Origin of the sequence: Vibrio agarilyticus (genome assembly GCF_012641465.1) — a bacterium.
Taxonomy (GTDB): Bacteria; Pseudomonadota; Gammaproteobacteria; order Enterobacterales; family Vibrionaceae; genus Vibrio; species Vibrio agarilyticus.
Genome location: NZ_JABAIK010000030.1, coordinates 1 through 18,285, shown reverse-complemented (window position 1 = coordinate 18,285; position 18,285 = coordinate 1). Strand labels below are relative to the sequence as shown.

The following is an 18,285-nucleotide window of genomic DNA, read 5'->3' as shown; positions in this document are numbered from 1 at the left end:
TGAGTATTCGCAAAAACGTTGAAGTGGTTTTTCTTTTGACATGAAGTCGCCTTTAACGGCGGCGGCCCAAACCCATAACAACGGCGCGAGCTTGCCCATTTAGGCTAATGTCAAATGGTGTCATCACACGAACATCGACAAAATCGGCATCCAATAACGCCGCTTCAATTGCTTGGGCAGACATGCCTTGATTATCAAGCCAGTCCCAATGTACAAACCAGCCATCCACTTCAAGTAAGCTGCGGGCGATTGTCAGAGCCGTTGGCAGATCTTCAATAAACTGACACACCGACGCTGCAACAATAAGATCAAACTGACCACGAAATGCCGGGTGCTGCGCAACCAAGCCACGCGACAAGGCGTCAACCACAGGTTCAACGTTTCTCAGCTGCTTTTTATCGAGCTCTTCTATCATCTCTTCTGATGAATCAAGCGCGACAATGTCTTTTGCGAAAGGGGCCATTTGCTGACTGAGTAGTCCAGTACCACAGCCTAGATCCAAAATGCGTTTTCCCTCAATATTGACAAGCTGCACCAACTGTTCGAACGCCGCGACGTTAAATTCAACGTGCGCAGGATTCGCCTCCCACAGCTGTGCATCATCATCCCAATTATGTGCCATCGTGATCTCCATCCGTTTATTTTTATGTGGCGGGAATGAGCTTTCTTCTTAAGCATAGATTACCGTAATTTTGACGCTAGGTCATAGCGTTAATCACATTAACACCACAATTCATTACCAAGTTACTCGCGGTATGTGACGAATTAGAGGTAGGATACTCATCCCCGATCGTGATTTAGGAAATGTGGATGAACATTTCGCAAGTAGAAGCGTTTTATCATATCGCAGAGTTAGGCTCCGTCACCGATGCCGCGCGCCACTTAAACTGCAATCGTACGAAATTAAGTATGGCCATTAAAGCGCTGGAGAAAGAGCTTGGAGTATCACTTTTTGTCCGTACGGGTAATCACGTTTCTTTGTCTGAAATTGGCAAAGCAATATTAAAAGATTGCGAAAGCTTGCTGCTAACACGCCAACGCATCCACGATACGTGCGCCCAAGCTAAAGGGCATTTCAACGCTGAAATGTGGGTGGCGCGAGATGACTCACTGCCAGATGAATTTTGGCAAGATTTAGCCCATACCCTCAATCATGACTACCCTTCCACCTCATTTAACATTGTGTTGGCATCAAGTGGTGATTTAGCCAACCTCGTTGAAACCGGTCAGGTTGATTTTGCGTTTGGGGTCGATTACGAGCGATTCAATTCCCCGAGCATTACTTATCAGCCTCTTGGCAAAATTCGTATGATGTCGGTGTGTCAATTTGAGCATCCACTGTCTAAGCTGCGCCGAGTCAGTGATGAAGAGTTGCGCTCACACATGCAAGCGTTAATGGTCTATCTCAACGAGAGAGACAACCCCGACCTTCAGCCTTTCTCACTACGCTATATTGGGTTTTCCAGTTTCGATTACATGCTAAACACCATTTTGGAAGACAACGCATGGGGCGTATTACCTGAGCCTTTGATCCGCCAATTTTTACGTTCACAGAAGCTGGCTGTGATTAAACATACTTACGGCTTAACCCAAGAAGACTACTGCATGTTCCGCAGTGCCACTCGAGAAGACCATCCAGCCATGAGTTGGCTTGCCGATAAAATCAGTGATTATCTTTTCGATTTTTAAATCAATCTCTATCCACTTGAAGTTGCAGGTAGACGGTAAGCGAATACGACAGCATCAAGTGGAGTGGGTCTCGTTAGCTCATTAAAATACGTTCATTCAGTGAGTGTCAATTTTCATGACGCAACAATATCACTTTAACTCCATGTATATAAAAGAGTTTTATATATAAGCCGCATTTCACCAACGTCTGTCATCGACTTTTCATTTGTCAATTGAGCTGAAACTATCAACAATGACCGAGTGTAAAAGATTGGAAAAGACCATGTGTGACAGGCAAAAGAACAAACAAAATCGAATTTTAACCTTATCAGCTTTGATGGCATCAGGCTTCGCGCTAGGAGGCTTAGTTCTCGGCCTTATGATGGGATCATTGGTTATTGTCTTCGACGGTGTTTATTCTTTAGTCAGCTTACTGTTAACTTTATTGTCGCTCGCGGCCGCTTACTATATTAATACGCCATCAAAATCGATATTCCCCTTTGGTAAAGCCGTGCTAGAACCTGTTGTTATTGCCATCAAAGCAAGTGTGATTTTGTTGGTTGTCAGCGTTTCTCTTTATTCAGCGGTTACCGCACTTTTTTCAGGTGGCCGAGAAGTCAATGCCTCGATTGCGAGTTTGTTTGGCTTAGTTAATGTCATCGGGTGTGCGTTAGCATGGTGGTTAGTGGCTGGAAAAGCGCGTAAAGTCCAATCGGGCCTTGTCGATGCCGAAGTGTCGCAATGGAAAATGGATACGTTGCTGAGCTTAGCCGTGACAGCAGGCTTTATTGTGGCAATGGGATTGCAGTTTACCCCTTGGGCTCACCTTGCGGTCTATGCTGATCCGGTGATGATGCTGTTAATGTCGTTTTACTTTATCAAAGTGCCTTTTGATATGCTACGAGGCGCCACGCGTGAAATGCTAATGATGGCTCCTGAGCACGATTTGCGCGACGAAGTTCACCAAGATGTCCTCACTGTGGGTCAATTAAGTGACCAAGAGATCCGCTTAGCCGGTGTGACAAAAGTAGGACAAGAGCTTCGTGTTAATGTCGATATGTACGTTCAAGGCAAGACGCTTGCTGTGGAAGATGTTAACCACATTCGTGCCATGCTAAAACAGCGTTTAACTAAGCATCAATTTCAGTTGGCACTGCAGCTCAATATCGCCGCATAACGTTATATGGGTCGAGGCGCAACGCTTCGGCCCTGCCACTTATCGATGATCACTGCGGCTATTAAGTCACCCTCAACGTTAACGGCAGTGCGAAACGTATCAAGTGGCCGCTCGATGATCAGTAAAATCGCAATCGCCTCAAGAGGAATACCCACCGTTAGCATCACTAACTGCATGCCAGACATAGAGCCCGATGGCATTCCTGGCGCACCAATCGATGACACCATAGCCATGATAAAAATCAGCACATATTCCGTCGTGCCAAAATCTAAGCCATAAAGCTGGGCCAGAAAGATTGCGGCAACGCCCTCAAAAAGCGCGGTACCGTCCATGTTCATAATTGATCCTAACGGAAGTACCATACTGCTGGTCGAGTCGGAAATGTGTAAATCATCTCGCGCGACTTGCAGCGATAGCGGTAATGTGGCCGAACTTGATGAGGTCGCAAATGCCATCGCCATCGGCGTACTGATCGCTTTCATCATGGGCAGTAGCTTACGCTGAGAAAAGATTTTTGCTAAAAGTGGTAGTGTAATGCCACCGTGAATCGCCGTTAGCACAAAAACCAGCAGCGCAAATTGAGCCAGTTCACCGAAAACATGGGTATTTCCACTGGTCATATACTGTAAAATGATCGAGAAAATCGCGATGGGTGCAAATCGCACAATAACGGAAATCAATTTGTTGAGACCATTATTTATGCCATCGATGATCGTAAAAAGCGGATGCTTTTCGGGCAAGCTGACCAAAAGGGCAATGCCAAGCATCACAGCAAAAACCACAATTGCCAGTAAGTCGCCTGCTGCGAGCGCTTGCAGTGGATTGACAAGTGCCATCGTTAATAACTTTTGAGCAATTTCTCCACTTTGAGCGGCGTCTTGATTGATTAAACTCACGCCAGGATCGGCGCTTGGTAGGTTTTCTAACGGCGGCCATGCAGGTATAAGCAGTGCAGCGCCTAAGCCTAATGCAATTGCTAAGGTTGATGTTAACGTGTAAATCGCCAAGGTTTTTAACCCTAACGCTTTCAAACGTACCACAGACCCAATGTGCGTGATGCCTTGAAGCAAGGCGAAAAGTACCACCACCCCCACCAACATCTTTAACGCGCCAATATAAATCAGCTTTCCAAGCCCCACCGTTGCCATGAAGGTGGAGTCTGCACTCAGCCAACTGTCAGGCAACAAATAGGCTAATAGCACCGCAAAAATCGCTGCAACGATCATCTGCAATGAAAGGGAATGAAGTTGCAACTTAATCATGACCCACTCTCCTCTCTATAACATGGCATTATACCCGTCCTACTTGAAGTTGCAGCTGTGTTGACGGGCACTCACAAACCTCATCACATAGCCTATCTATGCTCAGAGGCTTTGTTCGCTGGTCGCCTACCTGCATCTTCAAGTTGTTTGGGTATACACAGTAATATCTAGGGTGACAAGGAAAGTGTAGCCAGCTTCGCTAACTATCGATGAGACAAGGAGGTCGTGATAAAAAAACAGCCTTCAAATGAAGGCTGCTATCAGAATATTCACATTAACGGATGCCTAAACGGCAATTGAATGTCTTACAATACGAAACTGGCAAAAACAAAACCAAACGCAATACTGAAAACCATACTTAGCAAACCAGGTAGCATAAAGCTGTGGTTGAAGATGTATTTACCAATTTTGGTGGTGCCAGTACGGTCAAAGTCGATAGACGCAATGATTGGGCCGTAGTTTGGAATAAAGAAGTAGCCGTTAACAGCAACAAACGTTGCGATAATCACTTCTGGCGGCAGACCAAGCATGATGCCCACTGGCACCAATACCGCGGTAGTCGCGCCTTGGCTGTTCACCATCACAGATAAACCAAACAGTGCAAAAGCGAATGTCCACGGCGCCACTTCCACCATGCCTTTCACCGCATCTTTCACCATCATATCGTGGCCAGCAATAAAGGTATCACCAAGCCATGCAATACCAAAGATAGCGACGATCGCACGCATACCTGCGTGGAACACTGAACCTTGGGTGATCTCATTACCATCAGGTTTACACAGCAAAATGATCAATGCGCCAACGGCTAACATGATGATTTCAATGGTATGAGCCATGCCCATTGGCGAACCGTCAAAGTTTGGACGCAGCACTGGAAACGCGCCCATGATAACCACGGCTAACGCACCAAAAAGGAACAAGCCAACCGCTTTTTTCGCTTCAGGTTTAATATCAACTTCTTGAACTTCCTGCTCTTGCTCCATTTCAGCACGGAAGGCAGGATCTTGTAGGCGACGCTGATATTCTGGATCGTCTTTTAGCTCTTTACCCAGTTTATTAACGATAACGCATGCCAGCGCCAAACCAAGGAATGTGCCTGGAATGGTCACAAGCAGCACATCTGCCAACGTAATCCCTTGAGGCTCAAGGAAGGCCACACAAGCAACAACCGCTGCTGCAATTGGGCTTGCAACAATCGCAAATTGCGATGCAATAACCGCCATGCCAAGTGGACGCTCTGGGCGGACACCGCTGCGACGGCTTACTTCAGCAATCACTGGTAGAACAGAGTAAGCCACATGGCCGGTACCTGCGAGGAATGTAAAGGTATACGTCACTAAAGGCGCAATGAAAGTAATATGACGTGGGTTTTTACGCAGAATGTTAGATGCGATTTTGATCAAATAATCAAGGCCGCCAGACGCTTGCATTGCCGCTGCTGCTGCAACAACCGCCATGATCATCAACATAACGTCAATAGGTGGACTTGTCGGTTTTAGACCAAAAACAAAACTGAGAATGGCAAGACCAATCCCGCCCATAACACCAAGACCAATCCCGCCGATGCGCGCACCGATCAGAATACAGCCGAGAACAATAAGAAACTCAACTAAAAACACATCAAACTCCTTGATGAGACAACTAATGGCAGATTTATACCCTTTCCACTCAAAATCGGAGGTTTCACTTGGCTACGCGTAGTCATATTGTGCTTGCATCAAAGCGCAAACCAAAATTCGACCTACGTGCGACCAGTGACGCACTCACTCTCGTGAGCCTTCAGGACTTACATCGCATATTATGCTTTTTATCCACCAATAAAATAGTTAAAAATCACAAATAATCGCAAATATTTGGACTTTTTTAGGTGGTAACGCTGCAATAATCACCTTACCGATGACTACGAACACATTTCATTGATCGGGCAAATGAAACAACCGAAAACACAACACTCAATCAATAACATCCACACATATTGCCAATTACCATCAAGATAGCAAACGTTTGCTCTACGAGAGATGCACCATTAAGAATAAATAGCAAGTTTAAATCGATACAATGCATGGGAAATTTTCTGATTGCGAGATCCCTTGACAATATTCGCTATGGAAAATTCGATTTTCGGTGGCGCACCAATGAGTATCATGTACTATCGCGCCGTTTTTATTTCTTTTTGTTTTTACTAATTTTTTCATGATTTATCAGTATCGCTCATCCCCTCGAGCCCTGTTATTTTTCTTCTCTTTCGGTTTTATCGTCTGCGTGATCCTAAATTTAGTTCTCATTAGCATGACGCCGACGCCGATGCTTGTTTTGCTTGCCCTCGTCTGCCCTTGGGCGCAATTGCCATTTAAGTCCAAACGATGGCGTATTACTGAGTTGGGATTCGCCTTAGTTTTAATCGCAATAACGGTCGCGTTTTTCTTTATACTGCAAGGGGATGAACGCCCAAGCTTCAACACTCTGGAGCAAGATGCGCAAACCCTCCTTGTCGGTTTTAGCGTGATCATGTTCGGTATTTCAAAAGCAGCAGCACTGATTAAGAATCGGCTGATTTTTGGCGTTGTAATCGATCGTATGGGGAACGAGGTCGAACGCGCTGCGCCTCATTCGTGGTAAATAATGGCGCATATTCGCGCCATCTCATGTTAAGCGGAAGGCGCGTTTATCGGCTCAACTCGCACAGCGGAGTATTTGAACTCTGGAATTTTGCCTTCCGGATCCAACACGGGATTGGTTAGCATATTAGCCGCGGCTTCGACATAGGCAAAAGGCAAAAACACCAAATCAGGCGCCACCGCGGTATCCGCTCGAACCATTACCGTGACTGAGCCTCGCCGTGTGGTCAACTTAACCTGCTCCCCCGCCGATACACCGACTTTATCAATTGTACTTGGGTGCATTGAGCAGTTTGCTTCTGGCTCAACACTGTCCAACACGTGGCTACGACGGGTCATTGTTCCGGTATGCCAGTGCTCAAGTTGCCGCCCGGTCGTTAACACCAGTGGATACTCGTCATCTGGCATTTCGGCGGGCGGTAGCATAGTGACGGGCGAAAAATGCGCTCGGCTACTTGGCCTTGGAAACGCATCACCAAACACCACAGACTCACCACTGGACTCTTCACTAAGGCAAGGGTAAATAATTGAGTTTTCTTTTTCTAACCGCTGCCACGTAATGTGGTGAAGCGACGGCATTGCCTGAGTCATTTCCTCAAAAATTTGCGCCGGAGAGGTGTAGCTCCAATTCAGCCCCATACGCTCTGCCATCGCAATAATGATTCGCCAATCTTCTCGCGCATCACTCGGCGGTGGAAGCACTTGGCGCGCCATTTGGACTTGGCGATTGGTATTAGTAACCGTGCCATTTTTTTCAAAAAAGGTCGCGGCGGGTAAAATCACGTCAGCGAAATTTGCGGTTTCTGTCACGAACAGATCTTGAACCACCAAATGCTCTAACGTGGCTAACGCTTTTCTCACATGAGCACTGTTTGGATCGGACATTGCGGGGTTTTCGCCTGCAATGTACATCCCTTTTATTTCACCAAGGCTTGCTGCGTCGATGATTTCAACCGCGGTTAAACCAGAGGTGGGGTGAATCGGATAGCCAACCCCATCACTCCATACGCCAATATGCGTTGAAGCTTGGCCGCGCCATAGCTGATTTAAACGGCTGCGCGCATCTTCATCTTCTGGTCGTTTGTAATCAGGTAAGTACATTGGCATTAGCCCCGCATCAGAGGCGCCTTGCACGTTATTTTGACCACGCAGTGGGTGCAGTCCGGTGCCTGCTCGGCCAATATGACCGCACATCAACGCCAATGAGATCAGCGCGCGGCAATTATCCGTGCCGTGGCTGTGCTGACTCACCCCCATGCCCCAGAAAATCATCGCCGCTTTCGCATTTGCGTAATGACGTGCGACCTCTTCAATCACGGGAATTGCAATACCACAAATACTTGAAAGCTGAGCCAGATCTTGCTGTTGCAAATGACTTTTTAACGCGGGCCAATTCTCTGTGTGTTGTTCAATGTATTGCTCGTTTTGCAGATTATCGCGCACAATGACATGCATCATGGCGTTGAGCAGCGCAACGTCGGTACTTGGGTTAAACCTTAGGTGATGCCGAGCTTCAAGGGCAAACGCGCTTGAACGCGGATCTGCAACCACCAATTCACCGCCTCTTCGCGCAAATTGTTTTAGAAATGTCGCGGCCACCGGATGATTCTCTGGCGGGTTACAGCCAATCACCAGAGCAAAGTCAGCATGCTCAATTTCGTTGAAGGTTGCGGTGACCGCGCCAGATCCTATGTCATCCATCAACGCTTTTACCGAAGAGGCGTGACACAAACGCGTGCAGTGTTCCACGTTATTATGGCCAAAGGCTTGGCGAATCAGTTTTTGAAACAGATAGGCTTCTTCGTTGGTGCATTTTGCGCTGCCAAAGCCTGCAACTGACTCTCCACCATGCTGCTCGCGCAGCGCCAACAACCCATTGGCAGCAAACGTGAGCGCCTCTTCCCACGTTGCCTCACGAAAATGCTGCAACGGATTGGCCGGGTCCACATTGAGCCCTTTAGGAGTATTGGGTTTGCGGATCAAAGGTTTAGTCAAACGATGGGAATGTTCGCGGTAATCGTAGCCAAATCGCCCCTTAACACAAAGACGCTGATGATTCGACGGGCCATTCATGCCCTGAATGTAGGCAATTTTCTTATCAAGTGTTGCAACTTCAATTTGGCATCCGACACCGCAATAAGGGCAAATTGTTTTAGTTTTCGACTCAGCAAGACCGCGGTCGCCCTCTCCATCTTGGTTGAGCAAATTGGCAGGCATTAACGCGCCTGTCGGGCATACTTGAACGCACTCGCCGCACGCGACACAGGTGGATTGACTTAGCTCATCTTGCTGATCAAACACTATCTGAGTTGCTGGCCCGCGGTGCGCCATACCAATCACATGATTCACTTGAACTTCGCGACAAGCTCGCTGGCACAAGTTACATTCGATACACGCATCAAGGTTGACTCCAATGGCCACATGCGAGGTATCTGCGGCAGGCACAAACTGCTTGGGTTTAGGTGGAAAGCGCGACTGGGTGATCTGTTCGAGCTTTTGCATATCATGGAAATGCGAACTGGCATCATGGTTAACCACGGGTTGATCGGCGGTTAATAGCTCCATGACCATCTTGCGAGTGCGTATCGCTCTGTCCGTTTGAGTATGAACCACCATGTTTTCCGTCGGATAACGCATACACGATGCAGCAAGCACATGCTCACCTTCAATCTCTACCATACACGCTCGGCAATTGCCGTCCGCTCGGTAACCCGTCTGCTCTGAAAAACACAGATGAGGCAGCAAATTATGGTGGCGTTTGGCCACTTGCCAAATGCTTTCTCCGGGGTACGCGACCACTTTTTTGTCGTCTAGCGTAAAGGAGACGGTCGATTTTTTATTAAACGCATCGGTGCTCATGATTACACCTCATCATCAAAATATTTAATCACCAACTGAAAGGGGTTAGGCGCAGCTTGGCCTAAACCGCAAATCGATGCATCGCGCATCACCTCTCCCAACTCATTGAGCAGTGCTTTGTCCCATTTGGGCTGTTGCATCAATTGCAATGCTTTTTCGCACCCGACGCGGCATGGCGTGCATTGTCCGCACGACTCATCGGCAAAAAATTCAAGCATATTCACTGCGGCGTCACGCACACTGTCATGCTGTGACAAAATAACCACGGCGGCAGAACCAATAAAGGTGCCAAACGGCTGCAAGGTATCAAAATCCAGTGGCACATCATCAATCGATGCCGGTAATAAACCGGACGATGGACCTCCCGGCTGGTAGGCAGAAAAAGTATGACCGTCGAGCATTCCCCCAGCCGCGTCAATCAGCTCAAGTACCGTAGTGCCTTCGGGCAATTGGTACATCCCGGGGTTTTTAACCCGTCCGGAGATAGAGTAACCCCGCAAGCCTCGTCGACCATGCTTGGTGACGCGCGTGCGCACTTCTGGCCCTTCGCGACTGGTTCGAGCAACCCAGTAAAGAGTTTCAATGTTGTGCACTAGCGTCGGTCGGTTAAATATCCCTTTTTGCGCGACAAAAGGTGGGCGATGACGCGGCAATCCTCGCTTACCTTCAATAGATTCGAGCATCGCACTCTCCTCACCGCAGATATAAGCCCCGGCTCCTCGGCGCAGCTCGATGTAGTCGGGCGCTACCATGCCGTCAGCAATTAGCTTCTCCAGCTCGATGCGCAAAATTTCGTGCGCGGCGGGGTACTCATCACGCAGATAAAAATAAATACGCTGAGCCTCAACGGCGAATGCAGCAATGAGCATCCCTTCAAGCACTAAATGCGGCTCTGTTTCCAAATAGAATCGGTCTTTAAACGTGCCCGGCTCTCCCTCGTCGCCATTCACCGCCATAAAACGAGGCGCAGGTTCGGCTTGAACAAATTGCCATTTCTTAAACGATGGAAACCCTGCGCCGCCCATGCCACGAATGTCCGCTTGCTCAACTTCCGCTTGTAAGGTTTCTATCGTGATCTTGCCGCTGAGCAAATTGCGGTATATTTGGTATCCCCCACCTGCAGTGTACTGTTCAAAGGTTTGATAATTGGGTAAATGAGGCTCAAAATCGCGCTGCTGAATCGCACTGTCCACCGTGTTGACATCGGCATTATCAATATAATGTTTACCCACAGCTACGGTTGGCGCGGCAAAACATCGCCCCATACAAGGGGCGCGCTTTACTCTTACCGCGTGAGGCGGGAAATGATCTGACAGCGCTTTAGCAACGCTATCTGCGCCTGCCAATTGGCAACTTAAACTGTTGCAGACACGAATGGTGACCTCTGGTGGCGGCGTTTGCGACTCTTTTACCACATCAAAATGGGCGTAGAAGGAAGCCACTTCAAACACTTCAACCTCGGGGATCACAAGATACTGGGCTAACGCTCGCACATAGGCGGCGCTGATATGACCGTGTTTGTCTTGAATTCGATGCAGATATTCAATCAATAGATCGCGCCGCTTGGGCATATCCGCCAGCAGCGTTTGTAACGCTGCCATGACATGCTCATCAAGTTGACGACCTTTGGGCGTCGAGCGCCCACCCCGTTGTCCTTGCTTCCAAACGCCAGAAGATTGTTGTGTCATCGCCCCTTCCATTTCGCTATTCATATTGTTATCAAATAACAATAGAACAGAACAGCAATGACGACAGGAGACGTTCTATAAAAGTGATTATTCGTTGCGAATGTGGCCCAGTCCACCTTGATGTTTCCGTGTTGAAAACCATTTAGGCCACCCGAACACCCGTAAATTACCTACCATCACAAGCCCAACACCGACGGCCGAGAGCCAGTGCCATTGATAGTTTTCAAACCAAGTTGACAGCGTGAGCGCAACAATGGGAAAAAGCACGGTACAATACGCTGCGTTTGGCGCGCCAATACGTCCGACCAAAGCCAGATACGTATTAAATCCCACCACCGAACCAACCACGGCAAGATATCCAAGTGCCACAAGGTATTGTGGATTTGCCGGTAATGTCATTGGGATATTCAGCAGTAGAGCTAAGCCAAATAAAAACAGCGCGCCATACCCCATTGCCCATGCTGTGGTGGGTAAAAGAGGCATCTTCTGTTTTTGTCCATACGCTGAAACCATATTGCCAAGTGAAAATAAATATGTGCCCAATAGACTTAAAAGCAGCCCTTTTAGCACATTCGTGTCCATGGCCATTCCCATCCACTGGGATGCAAACAGAAGTAGAACGCCACCAAATCCCAATAGCGCACCTTGCCAAAAACGGCGACTCACACCTTGACGATAGAACAGCCAACCATTCACCGCATTGAAGATTGGCGCCAGTGAAAAGACCACAGCATTAAGGCCACTCGGGAAATACTGTGTCGCGTGGTAGAAACAGAGAAAATTATTAGAAAAAAGACACATTCCAAGCAGCAACGAGACTTGATGGTTACTGAAACTGATTTTCAGAACTGTTCGCTTAGCCCACAAGAAACCAAACAGCACCGCAGAGGCCAACGCAAAACGCCAAGCGACTGAAATTAAAATCGGCGCTTGATCAAGTTGGAAGTAGATCGCCAGCCACGTTGATCCCCAGATCAACACCGTAACCCCATACAAAACGCTATTCATCGCGACTCCCTTTTTCTAGTTTTGCCTCGAAAGGTCAACAGACCCTAGGTACATACCCAAGTGACTTCAAGATGCCTGCAAAAAGAAAAGGTTACGTTCACAATCGTGCGGTTTTTATTGATTCTTGCGCATAAATCGTTTGCTAGGCTTAAGGCTAACCAACCAATTATGTTAGGATTTTGAAGTGTGGTAATGACGATAAACCCACACAGTGTTGGACTCGGCGGACAAGGAATGGCACCGATGAAAAATGTATCACAATCCACCAGTGTGTATTCAGTGCTGTCAAATAATACAGCAACTTTGCATCGCGATCTTTGGCTGGACAATGGGCTTGGGACTGCGATGTGGAGCAATTGTCATGGGCAGGCAAAATACGATAAGCCGAGCCATCATACACTTAGCTTTTATCTCAATGGCGGCCACCAAACTCGGCGTGTTTTGCGATCTGGCCATCTTCACGGGGGCAGCGATAAACTGTGTATTATGCCTCAAGGTCATCAATCGCACTGGACATTCAACGATCAATTCCAGTTTTTACACTGCTATTTCACCCAAGCGCATCTTGATACCTTCTCTGAGCAAGTATTTGACAAAGACGGCCGTAACATCGAGCTTATCGAGCAAACCTTTGTCGCCGATCCCTTTATCCAGCAACTGGTGCGCTCGACGATTCTTCCCATGGATTGGCTTTGCGCAACCGATACGCTCATGGTGGCTCACGCGCAACAGCTTCTGTTATTGCACCTTCTCAAGCATCATTGTCACACCAACGCGAGAAAAAACGTGCTTACCACTGGAGGCCTTTCGCCCACCCATCGTCGCCGAGTTATCGAGTTCATTGCGGCCAATTTGAGTCAACCAATCAGCCTATCCAATTTGGCCGCCATCGTTCAATTGAGTGAGTTTCATTTTGCTCGAATGTTCAAAACGAGCTTTGGCTGCAGTGCTTACCAATATGTTCTTGACGCTCGAATAGCACTTGCAAAAGAGCTATTACACCAAAATAAGCTATCGCTTATCACGATTGCGGATATGTGTGGATTTTCATCACAGCAACACTTCTCAACCCAATTTCGTAAGCGGGTCGGCGTTACGCCAAGGCAGTTTCAAAGAGGTTGAACCGTTAAACAACGTCCCAGTAGAATCACGCACAAATCCTGTGAAAATGACCGAAACAAAATTGGTAAATCAGGCAAGAAAACATCACACTGAATCAAAATAATTCACACCCAGACAGCGTGAATTTGCAGATAGGCGAACCACGAAAAAGCCTCTAAGCATATCGTGAACACTGGTGGACTATGTGGTGCGGTTTGTGAGCGCCCGTGCCTTACTTTTTAACGAAAAGCGCTGCAACTTCAAGTAGGACGGGTATAAACACGGAATACCAACATGCCAACACAAACCATCTTATTTGACATTAATGAAACCGTGCTCGATTTGAGCATTCTCAAACCTAAATTTCACACTCACTTTGGTAATGAAGCCTATATGAGCACCTGGTTCGCAATGCTATTGCACTCATCGACTGTCTGCTTAGTGACAAATACAACCAGTAACTTCAAAACGTTAGCATTGTCAGCGTTACAAGCGCTTGCGGGACGTCTCGATAGAATAATGCCAGATGAACATTATGAAGATATTTTAAGCACGTTTTCGCGCTTGCCCGCCTATCACGATATCAAACCCGCCATGACCATGCTTAAAGATGCCGATTTCAAACTAGTAGCATTTTCGAATTCTTCATCCGCCCTGCTGCAATCGCAGTTAACTTTCGCTGGGTTAAACGACTATTTTGATGACATCATTTCCGTCGAGCAAGCCAGCACCTTTAAGCCCGCAAAAGAGGCTTATCAATTTGCATTGCAACAGCTCTGCATTAAACCATCACAAGCCCGACTTGTTGCCACTCATGATTGGGACACGCACGGTGCCCTAAGCGCGGGTTTAAAAGCGGCCTATATACGTAGAGCTGGGTCCACATATAACCCACACTATTTATTGCCAGATATCACCGCTGATAATATGGGTGACATTGTGCAATTCATTATCACCAAAGAACAATGCTAACTTTGATAAGGTTATCATGATCTAATACGCCTCAGTGATGCAAGGTAGCTCTGCGATGGTAGCTAAATGATGCTAGCCAAGTGATTATCCCAATATAGGCCTGTGTTATGCGTCGTCTTCTGCATTGTCAAAGGATTGGTATTGAGGGCTTTTCCGCTTCCTGAGCTCACCAACATCTGATGAGGTAAAAAGGCGACTCCAGAAGCGTCACGAAGGGTGATGATATGCTCCATCTTCAAATCTTGCGCGCGCCATATACCAACGCAATTTCCTCTTGGTGATGTGAGTACCACTCGCCCCTGCGACACGGCAATACTTCCAATATAGTTATCGAACCTCAGCCAATGAGGCGCTGAGGCGGCAAGCCACCTTGGTGTTTCGCTCCGTCGATGAGCAAATGCCAGCGGCGCGTCCGTTATTTCATCAGCTCGGTTTTGTAGCGCGGCATAAACACGATTATTTTCATCAAAGGCAAGGTGGCGAATACTCAATAACGGGTTTGGCAATTCAACCTGCTCCAATACCTCGCCAAAGGCAGACAGATAGCTCAAGTTGGGTCGCATGCTGTCTCGATTGACCACTTGCCTACCGATGGTATGCTCCCCGCCAACTGCAACGACAATCTCCCCATTTGGCAGCACTTTGAGATCGTGAGGCCCAATTCCTATGCCACGCCATTGCGCAACTTTACGGTAATCATTTGTCGCATCATAAACGCTAATCACCCCTTCACTAGTGGCGAGCGTTCCGCCTGAAACATAGAGATAGCGTCCATCTTTGGAATAATCTCCGTGACCATAAAATGTCTGATCAACAGACGGCGTCAGCATGGTGATAGCGCGGCCATCCAAAGCGGAAAAAATCTGTATATAATCCCCCGGCCGACGAGCAAAAATGGCCACGTGACCTTGAATAGACGACGCAATGCCATGGCCTCTTTTAGCCAAAGGCACCTCAAAGACGGGGTGAAATGCAGCATCGCAGCCAATTGCGCTGTAACCCTGGGTTGCTCGACTGACACAACCGATTAAAGAGGCTTTATTGACCGAATTCGCGCTGTAAGATTGCTGGCCACTTGAGGTTTGATGATCACCAAACCTATTTTGGTCAGTGGTTGAGCCACTGACCCTAAAAGGTAACATTCCCAACGCCATGCCAGCAGAGAGCTGAATGAATTGCCGCCGTGAACCGCACCAACCTAGCGGCGCCGTAGGCGTATTTCGACCCTTTCCGTCTTTTGTCACCGTCAATCTCCGTCGGTGGCGTTAAAGCCAACCAATACGCCAAGTGCATTGGCAGCCGGTTCACTTAACAGATAATGTAAATGCTCAACCTGGTTATAACGCTGAATCATTGCGCGATGCCCTTCTTGGCTATTCAATGCGTTGACTAAACTCCGCTTCGTTGGCCAGTCAGCCAATATCTGCTTGAATTGCTTTGCGATGCGCTCGGCGAGTACGTCTTGCTTTTGCGCTTGCAGCAATGCTCGCACGCCCGACTTAGGAATCCAAAATTGCGCTTCAAGTTGGGTTAAATTGGTTTTAAGCAGTACTAAAGAGGTTTGCGAGCGCCACGCTTCGGAAAAGAAAGGTTTGGTTTTGCCATTTTTACCCAAGGGTAATGCCATCTTCTTCATCACAAGATCAAGTTGATCAACCATCAGCGACAGCGCTTCGGCTTTCCATTGAGCATTGTTAAGTTCTCGCCAAGGGTTCTCTTGCCACGCCATATAAATGGACTTTGCATTTTGACTCAAGTTTGCAGCAATCACCTGACTCGCCTGACATCGTTGCTCAAATGACCACGTTTTTGCCTGCTCATCGAACCACAGCCATTCCAACGCCCCTAGCCCTTGCGCTGCGACGCTCTGTTCGACCAGCCACTCCAGTTGCCATGCACGATTTTGTTTAAGTAGCACCGTGAGCTGTCTGCCAGTGGTGTTTTTCTTATCCGGCCAGAACTGCACTTGCCAATAACGATCGCTCGCCGCGGCTGGCCCAGAAACAATGCCTTGCAATGGCATCCAGCCGAGCATCACTGTATTCACTTGGCGCCTAATCGCGTATGCCGCGCTGGATTTTTCGCTCTCTGATAATGGATTAACGCGTTTTTCAACGGCACATTCGCGCTGAAGCTCGGTTGTTAATTTTTGAGTGACGTCAAAAAAGGATTTGCTCTGTGTGAGGAAAAAGTGATGTGTTGGGGCACCTTGCGACGCCCCATCTGCTTGCGCAACAGCAAAACTGCCAAAGTATGCGATGAACCAGATTATGACCAATCTCGCTGTGGCTGTTTGGTTAAGAGATGGAAAGCTTGCCATGCTGCTCACCTATAAAAATAAAAAACGAATTGTTATACCCAAACCACCTGAAGATATTGGTCGGCGGCAAACGAATAACGCCGTCGAGCATATCCCTAAGTCATTTCGCGTGGGACGAGTCTATTGAAAACAAGAGGCACTAAAGTGAATTCAAGAAAGCGACCAACGCCGCTCGCTCTGCTGCGTTAAACTGCAACACGCGCTGTTTTGCAGCCTCTGCTTCTCCACCATGCCACAGGACGGCTTCTAAAACGTTCCTTGCTCGGCCATCATGAAGCAAAAACGTATGGCCGTTGACTTCTTGTGTGTAACCTAGACCCCATAGAGGCGCGGTGCGCCATTCACGACCATTGGCCACAAACTCGCCTCGATGATCGGCCAGCCCTTCCCCCATATCATGCAGCAGTAAATCACTGTAGGGATGAATGACTTGCTCAGACAACGCAGGCAAATTAGCACGCTTTTCGGTTGTCATTGCCACTCGGTGACAACTTTCACATCCGGTTTTTTCGAACAAAACCTGACCTTGTTTGACCAAGGGATCATCGATATTTCGTCTTTTGGGCACCGCCAAATGCTGAGTATAAAATTCGACAAACTTCAAGATCTCGTCGCTCACTTCAGGTGTGCCACCAGAGGGCAATTTGCGGCATATCTCTTGTGCGTCAGTGCAGTTTTCTTTGGGAAAAAGTGCACTGGTTAAACCAATATCGCCATTAAATGCCGCCGCATTCTGCTGCATTAAACTCGGTTGACCGGCTTTCCAACCAAATCGCCCAATCATCTTAGTTTGTGACTGAACATCCCAGACACGATTGACTCGGCCGGAAATGCCGTCTTTGTCGTCGTCGTTCGGATCGGCAAAGCTCAACAGCGTTTCATCACTTATGCTTTCTAACAAACCCAACCCAATCATCTGTGGAGCAATACGCGCTGATAGCTGTACTCTGTCACTCAAAGGCCCGTACGCCAGCTGTGAAATAGAGACGTTGGGTTTTCGCAGTTCAATCACAGTGCCATCGGCAAACGTAATGGGGACGATTTGGTAGTGGATGTCGATAACCCCTTCCGGCTTTTGCCCAGGCAGTGCAAAGTCTTGCAACTGATCGCCATAATTGGGCTCAGGGATATTGCCATAATGGAGCACGTACTGCTTTTCTTGCTCGGTCAATGGCTCAACACTCAAACGAACCAACATGGATACCGCATGCTTCTCTTTCGGATCAGGCGGGTGTCCTCGGCCATCTTTGATATGACAATTCTGGCAGCCGTTGGTATTAAATAATGGCCCGAGACCATCTCGCGCATCGGTTGATGCTGGCGCTTCAACCCAAGGATTGCGGAAAAAACTGTTACCAACGCTAAAGTCCAACTTTTGTAGCATGGGTAAGTTGGCGGCAGGCATTGAAAACGCATTAGCGCCTTGTTTACTTACAGTGGTTTTGCCACCTGAGGTGGCTTCAAAGGCGAATGCGCCATGAGTTGCAAGTAAGCCACACAACAGCAAAGTCAAATTATTCATCACTACTTCTCAAATATATTATACCCAAGTGACTTCAAGATGCTGGATTCAGAGCCGGCTCACTGAGCTGAGAGCAAGGCAAACAACGCA

General features: G+C 47.8%; 14 protein-coding genes. 5 read left to right on the top strand and 9 right to left on the bottom strand.

Features of this window, described 5'->3' with window-relative positions; translation table 11 throughout:
- Window positions 1-52: 52 nt before the first annotated feature.
- On the bottom strand, window positions 53-622 hold the full coding sequence (locus HGP28_RS18310; protein ID WP_246225779.1) for a class I SAM-dependent DNA methyltransferase: 570 nt from the start codon (window positions 620-622) through the stop codon (window positions 53-55).
- Between the two features lie 188 nt (window positions 623-810).
- On the opposite strand from HGP28_RS18310, the gene HGP28_RS18305 reads away from it, so the two are divergent.
- Window positions 811-1,689, top strand: a complete 879-nt coding sequence (locus HGP28_RS18305; protein WP_168837889.1) for a LysR family transcriptional regulator — start codon at window positions 811-813, stop codon at window positions 1,687-1,689.
- Between the two features lie 262 nt (window positions 1,690-1,951).
- On the top strand, window positions 1,952-2,845 hold the full coding sequence (locus tag HGP28_RS18300) for a cation efflux transmembrane domain-containing protein (protein ID WP_168837888.1): 894 nt from the start codon (window positions 1,952-1,954) through the stop codon (window positions 2,843-2,845).
- 2 nt (window positions 2,846-2,847) lie between these two features.
- Here the strand turns inward: HGP28_RS18300 and HGP28_RS18295 are convergent, their stop codons facing one another.
- Both HGP28_RS18295 and HGP28_RS18290 read right to left on the bottom strand, forming a co-directional pair.
- On the bottom strand, window positions 2,848-4,107 hold the full coding sequence (locus HGP28_RS18295; protein ID WP_168837887.1) for a dicarboxylate/amino acid:cation symporter: 1,260 nt from the start codon (window positions 4,105-4,107) through the stop codon (window positions 2,848-2,850).
- A 305-nt stretch (window positions 4,108-4,412) separates the two neighbouring features.
- Complete coding sequence (locus HGP28_RS18290; protein ID WP_168837886.1) at window positions 4,413-5,726, bottom strand: anaerobic C4-dicarboxylate transporter family protein; 1,314 nt, start codon at window positions 5,724-5,726, stop codon at window positions 4,413-4,415.
- A 574-nt stretch (window positions 5,727-6,300) separates the two neighbouring features.
- On the opposite strand from HGP28_RS18290, the gene HGP28_RS18285 reads away from it, so the two are divergent.
- Window positions 6,301-6,726 carry a hypothetical protein gene (locus HGP28_RS18285; RefSeq protein ID WP_211092062.1) on the top strand — a complete coding sequence of 142 codons (426 nt, stop codon included), beginning with the start codon at window positions 6,301-6,303 and terminating at the stop codon, window positions 6,724-6,726.
- A gap of 29 nt (window positions 6,727-6,755) precedes the next feature.
- Here the strand turns inward: HGP28_RS18285 and fdhF are convergent, their stop codons facing one another.
- The 3 genes from fdhF to HGP28_RS18270 form a co-directional block, all read right to left on the bottom strand.
- Window positions 6,756-9,584 carry a formate dehydrogenase subunit alpha gene (gene fdhF, locus HGP28_RS18280; RefSeq protein WP_168837884.1) on the bottom strand — a complete coding sequence of 943 codons (2,829 nt, stop codon included), beginning with the start codon at window positions 9,582-9,584 and terminating at the stop codon, window positions 6,756-6,758.
- Between the two features lie 2 nt (window positions 9,585-9,586).
- Window positions 9,587-11,296: an NAD(P)H-dependent oxidoreductase subunit E gene (locus HGP28_RS18275; protein WP_211092061.1), complete on the bottom strand. Its 1,710-nt coding sequence runs from the start codon at window positions 11,294-11,296 to the stop codon at window positions 9,587-9,589.
- Between the two features lie 63 nt (window positions 11,297-11,359).
- Window positions 11,360-12,280, bottom strand: a complete 921-nt coding sequence (locus tag HGP28_RS18270) for a DMT family transporter (RefSeq protein WP_168837883.1) — start codon at window positions 12,278-12,280, stop codon at window positions 11,360-11,362.
- Between the two features lie 192 nt (window positions 12,281-12,472).
- Between HGP28_RS18270 and HGP28_RS18265 the strand changes: the two genes are divergently transcribed.
- On the top strand, window positions 12,473-13,402 hold the full coding sequence (locus tag HGP28_RS18265) for an AraC family transcriptional regulator (RefSeq protein WP_343033954.1): 930 nt from the start codon (window positions 12,473-12,475) through the stop codon (window positions 13,400-13,402).
- 273 nt (window positions 13,403-13,675) lie between these two features.
- The gene (locus HGP28_RS18260; protein WP_168837882.1) at window positions 13,676-14,353 is read left to right on the top strand and encodes a haloacid dehalogenase type II; all 678 of its coding nucleotides are present in this window, start codon (window positions 13,676-13,678) and stop codon (window positions 14,351-14,353) included.
- A 62-nt stretch (window positions 14,354-14,415) separates the two neighbouring features.
- Here the strand turns inward: HGP28_RS18260 and HGP28_RS18255 are convergent, their stop codons facing one another.
- The 3 genes from HGP28_RS18255 to HGP28_RS18245 all read right to left on the bottom strand — a co-directional run bounded on the left by HGP28_RS18255 (window position 14,416) and on the right by HGP28_RS18245 (window position 18,195).
- Window positions 14,416-15,597: a DUF1513 domain-containing protein gene (locus HGP28_RS18255; protein WP_168837881.1), complete on the bottom strand. Its 1,182-nt coding sequence runs from the start codon at window positions 15,595-15,597 to the stop codon at window positions 14,416-14,418.
- Window positions 15,598-15,599: 2 nt separating this feature from the next.
- Complete coding sequence (locus HGP28_RS18250) at window positions 15,600-16,673, bottom strand: imelysin family protein (protein ID WP_168837880.1); 1,074 nt, start codon at window positions 16,671-16,673, stop codon at window positions 15,600-15,602.
- 139 nt (window positions 16,674-16,812) lie between these two features.
- Window positions 16,813-18,195, bottom strand: coding sequence for a di-heme oxidoreductase family protein (locus HGP28_RS18245; RefSeq protein WP_168837879.1), 1,383 nt, complete (start codon window positions 18,193-18,195; stop codon window positions 16,813-16,815).
- Window positions 18,196-18,285: the final 90 nt, after the last annotated feature.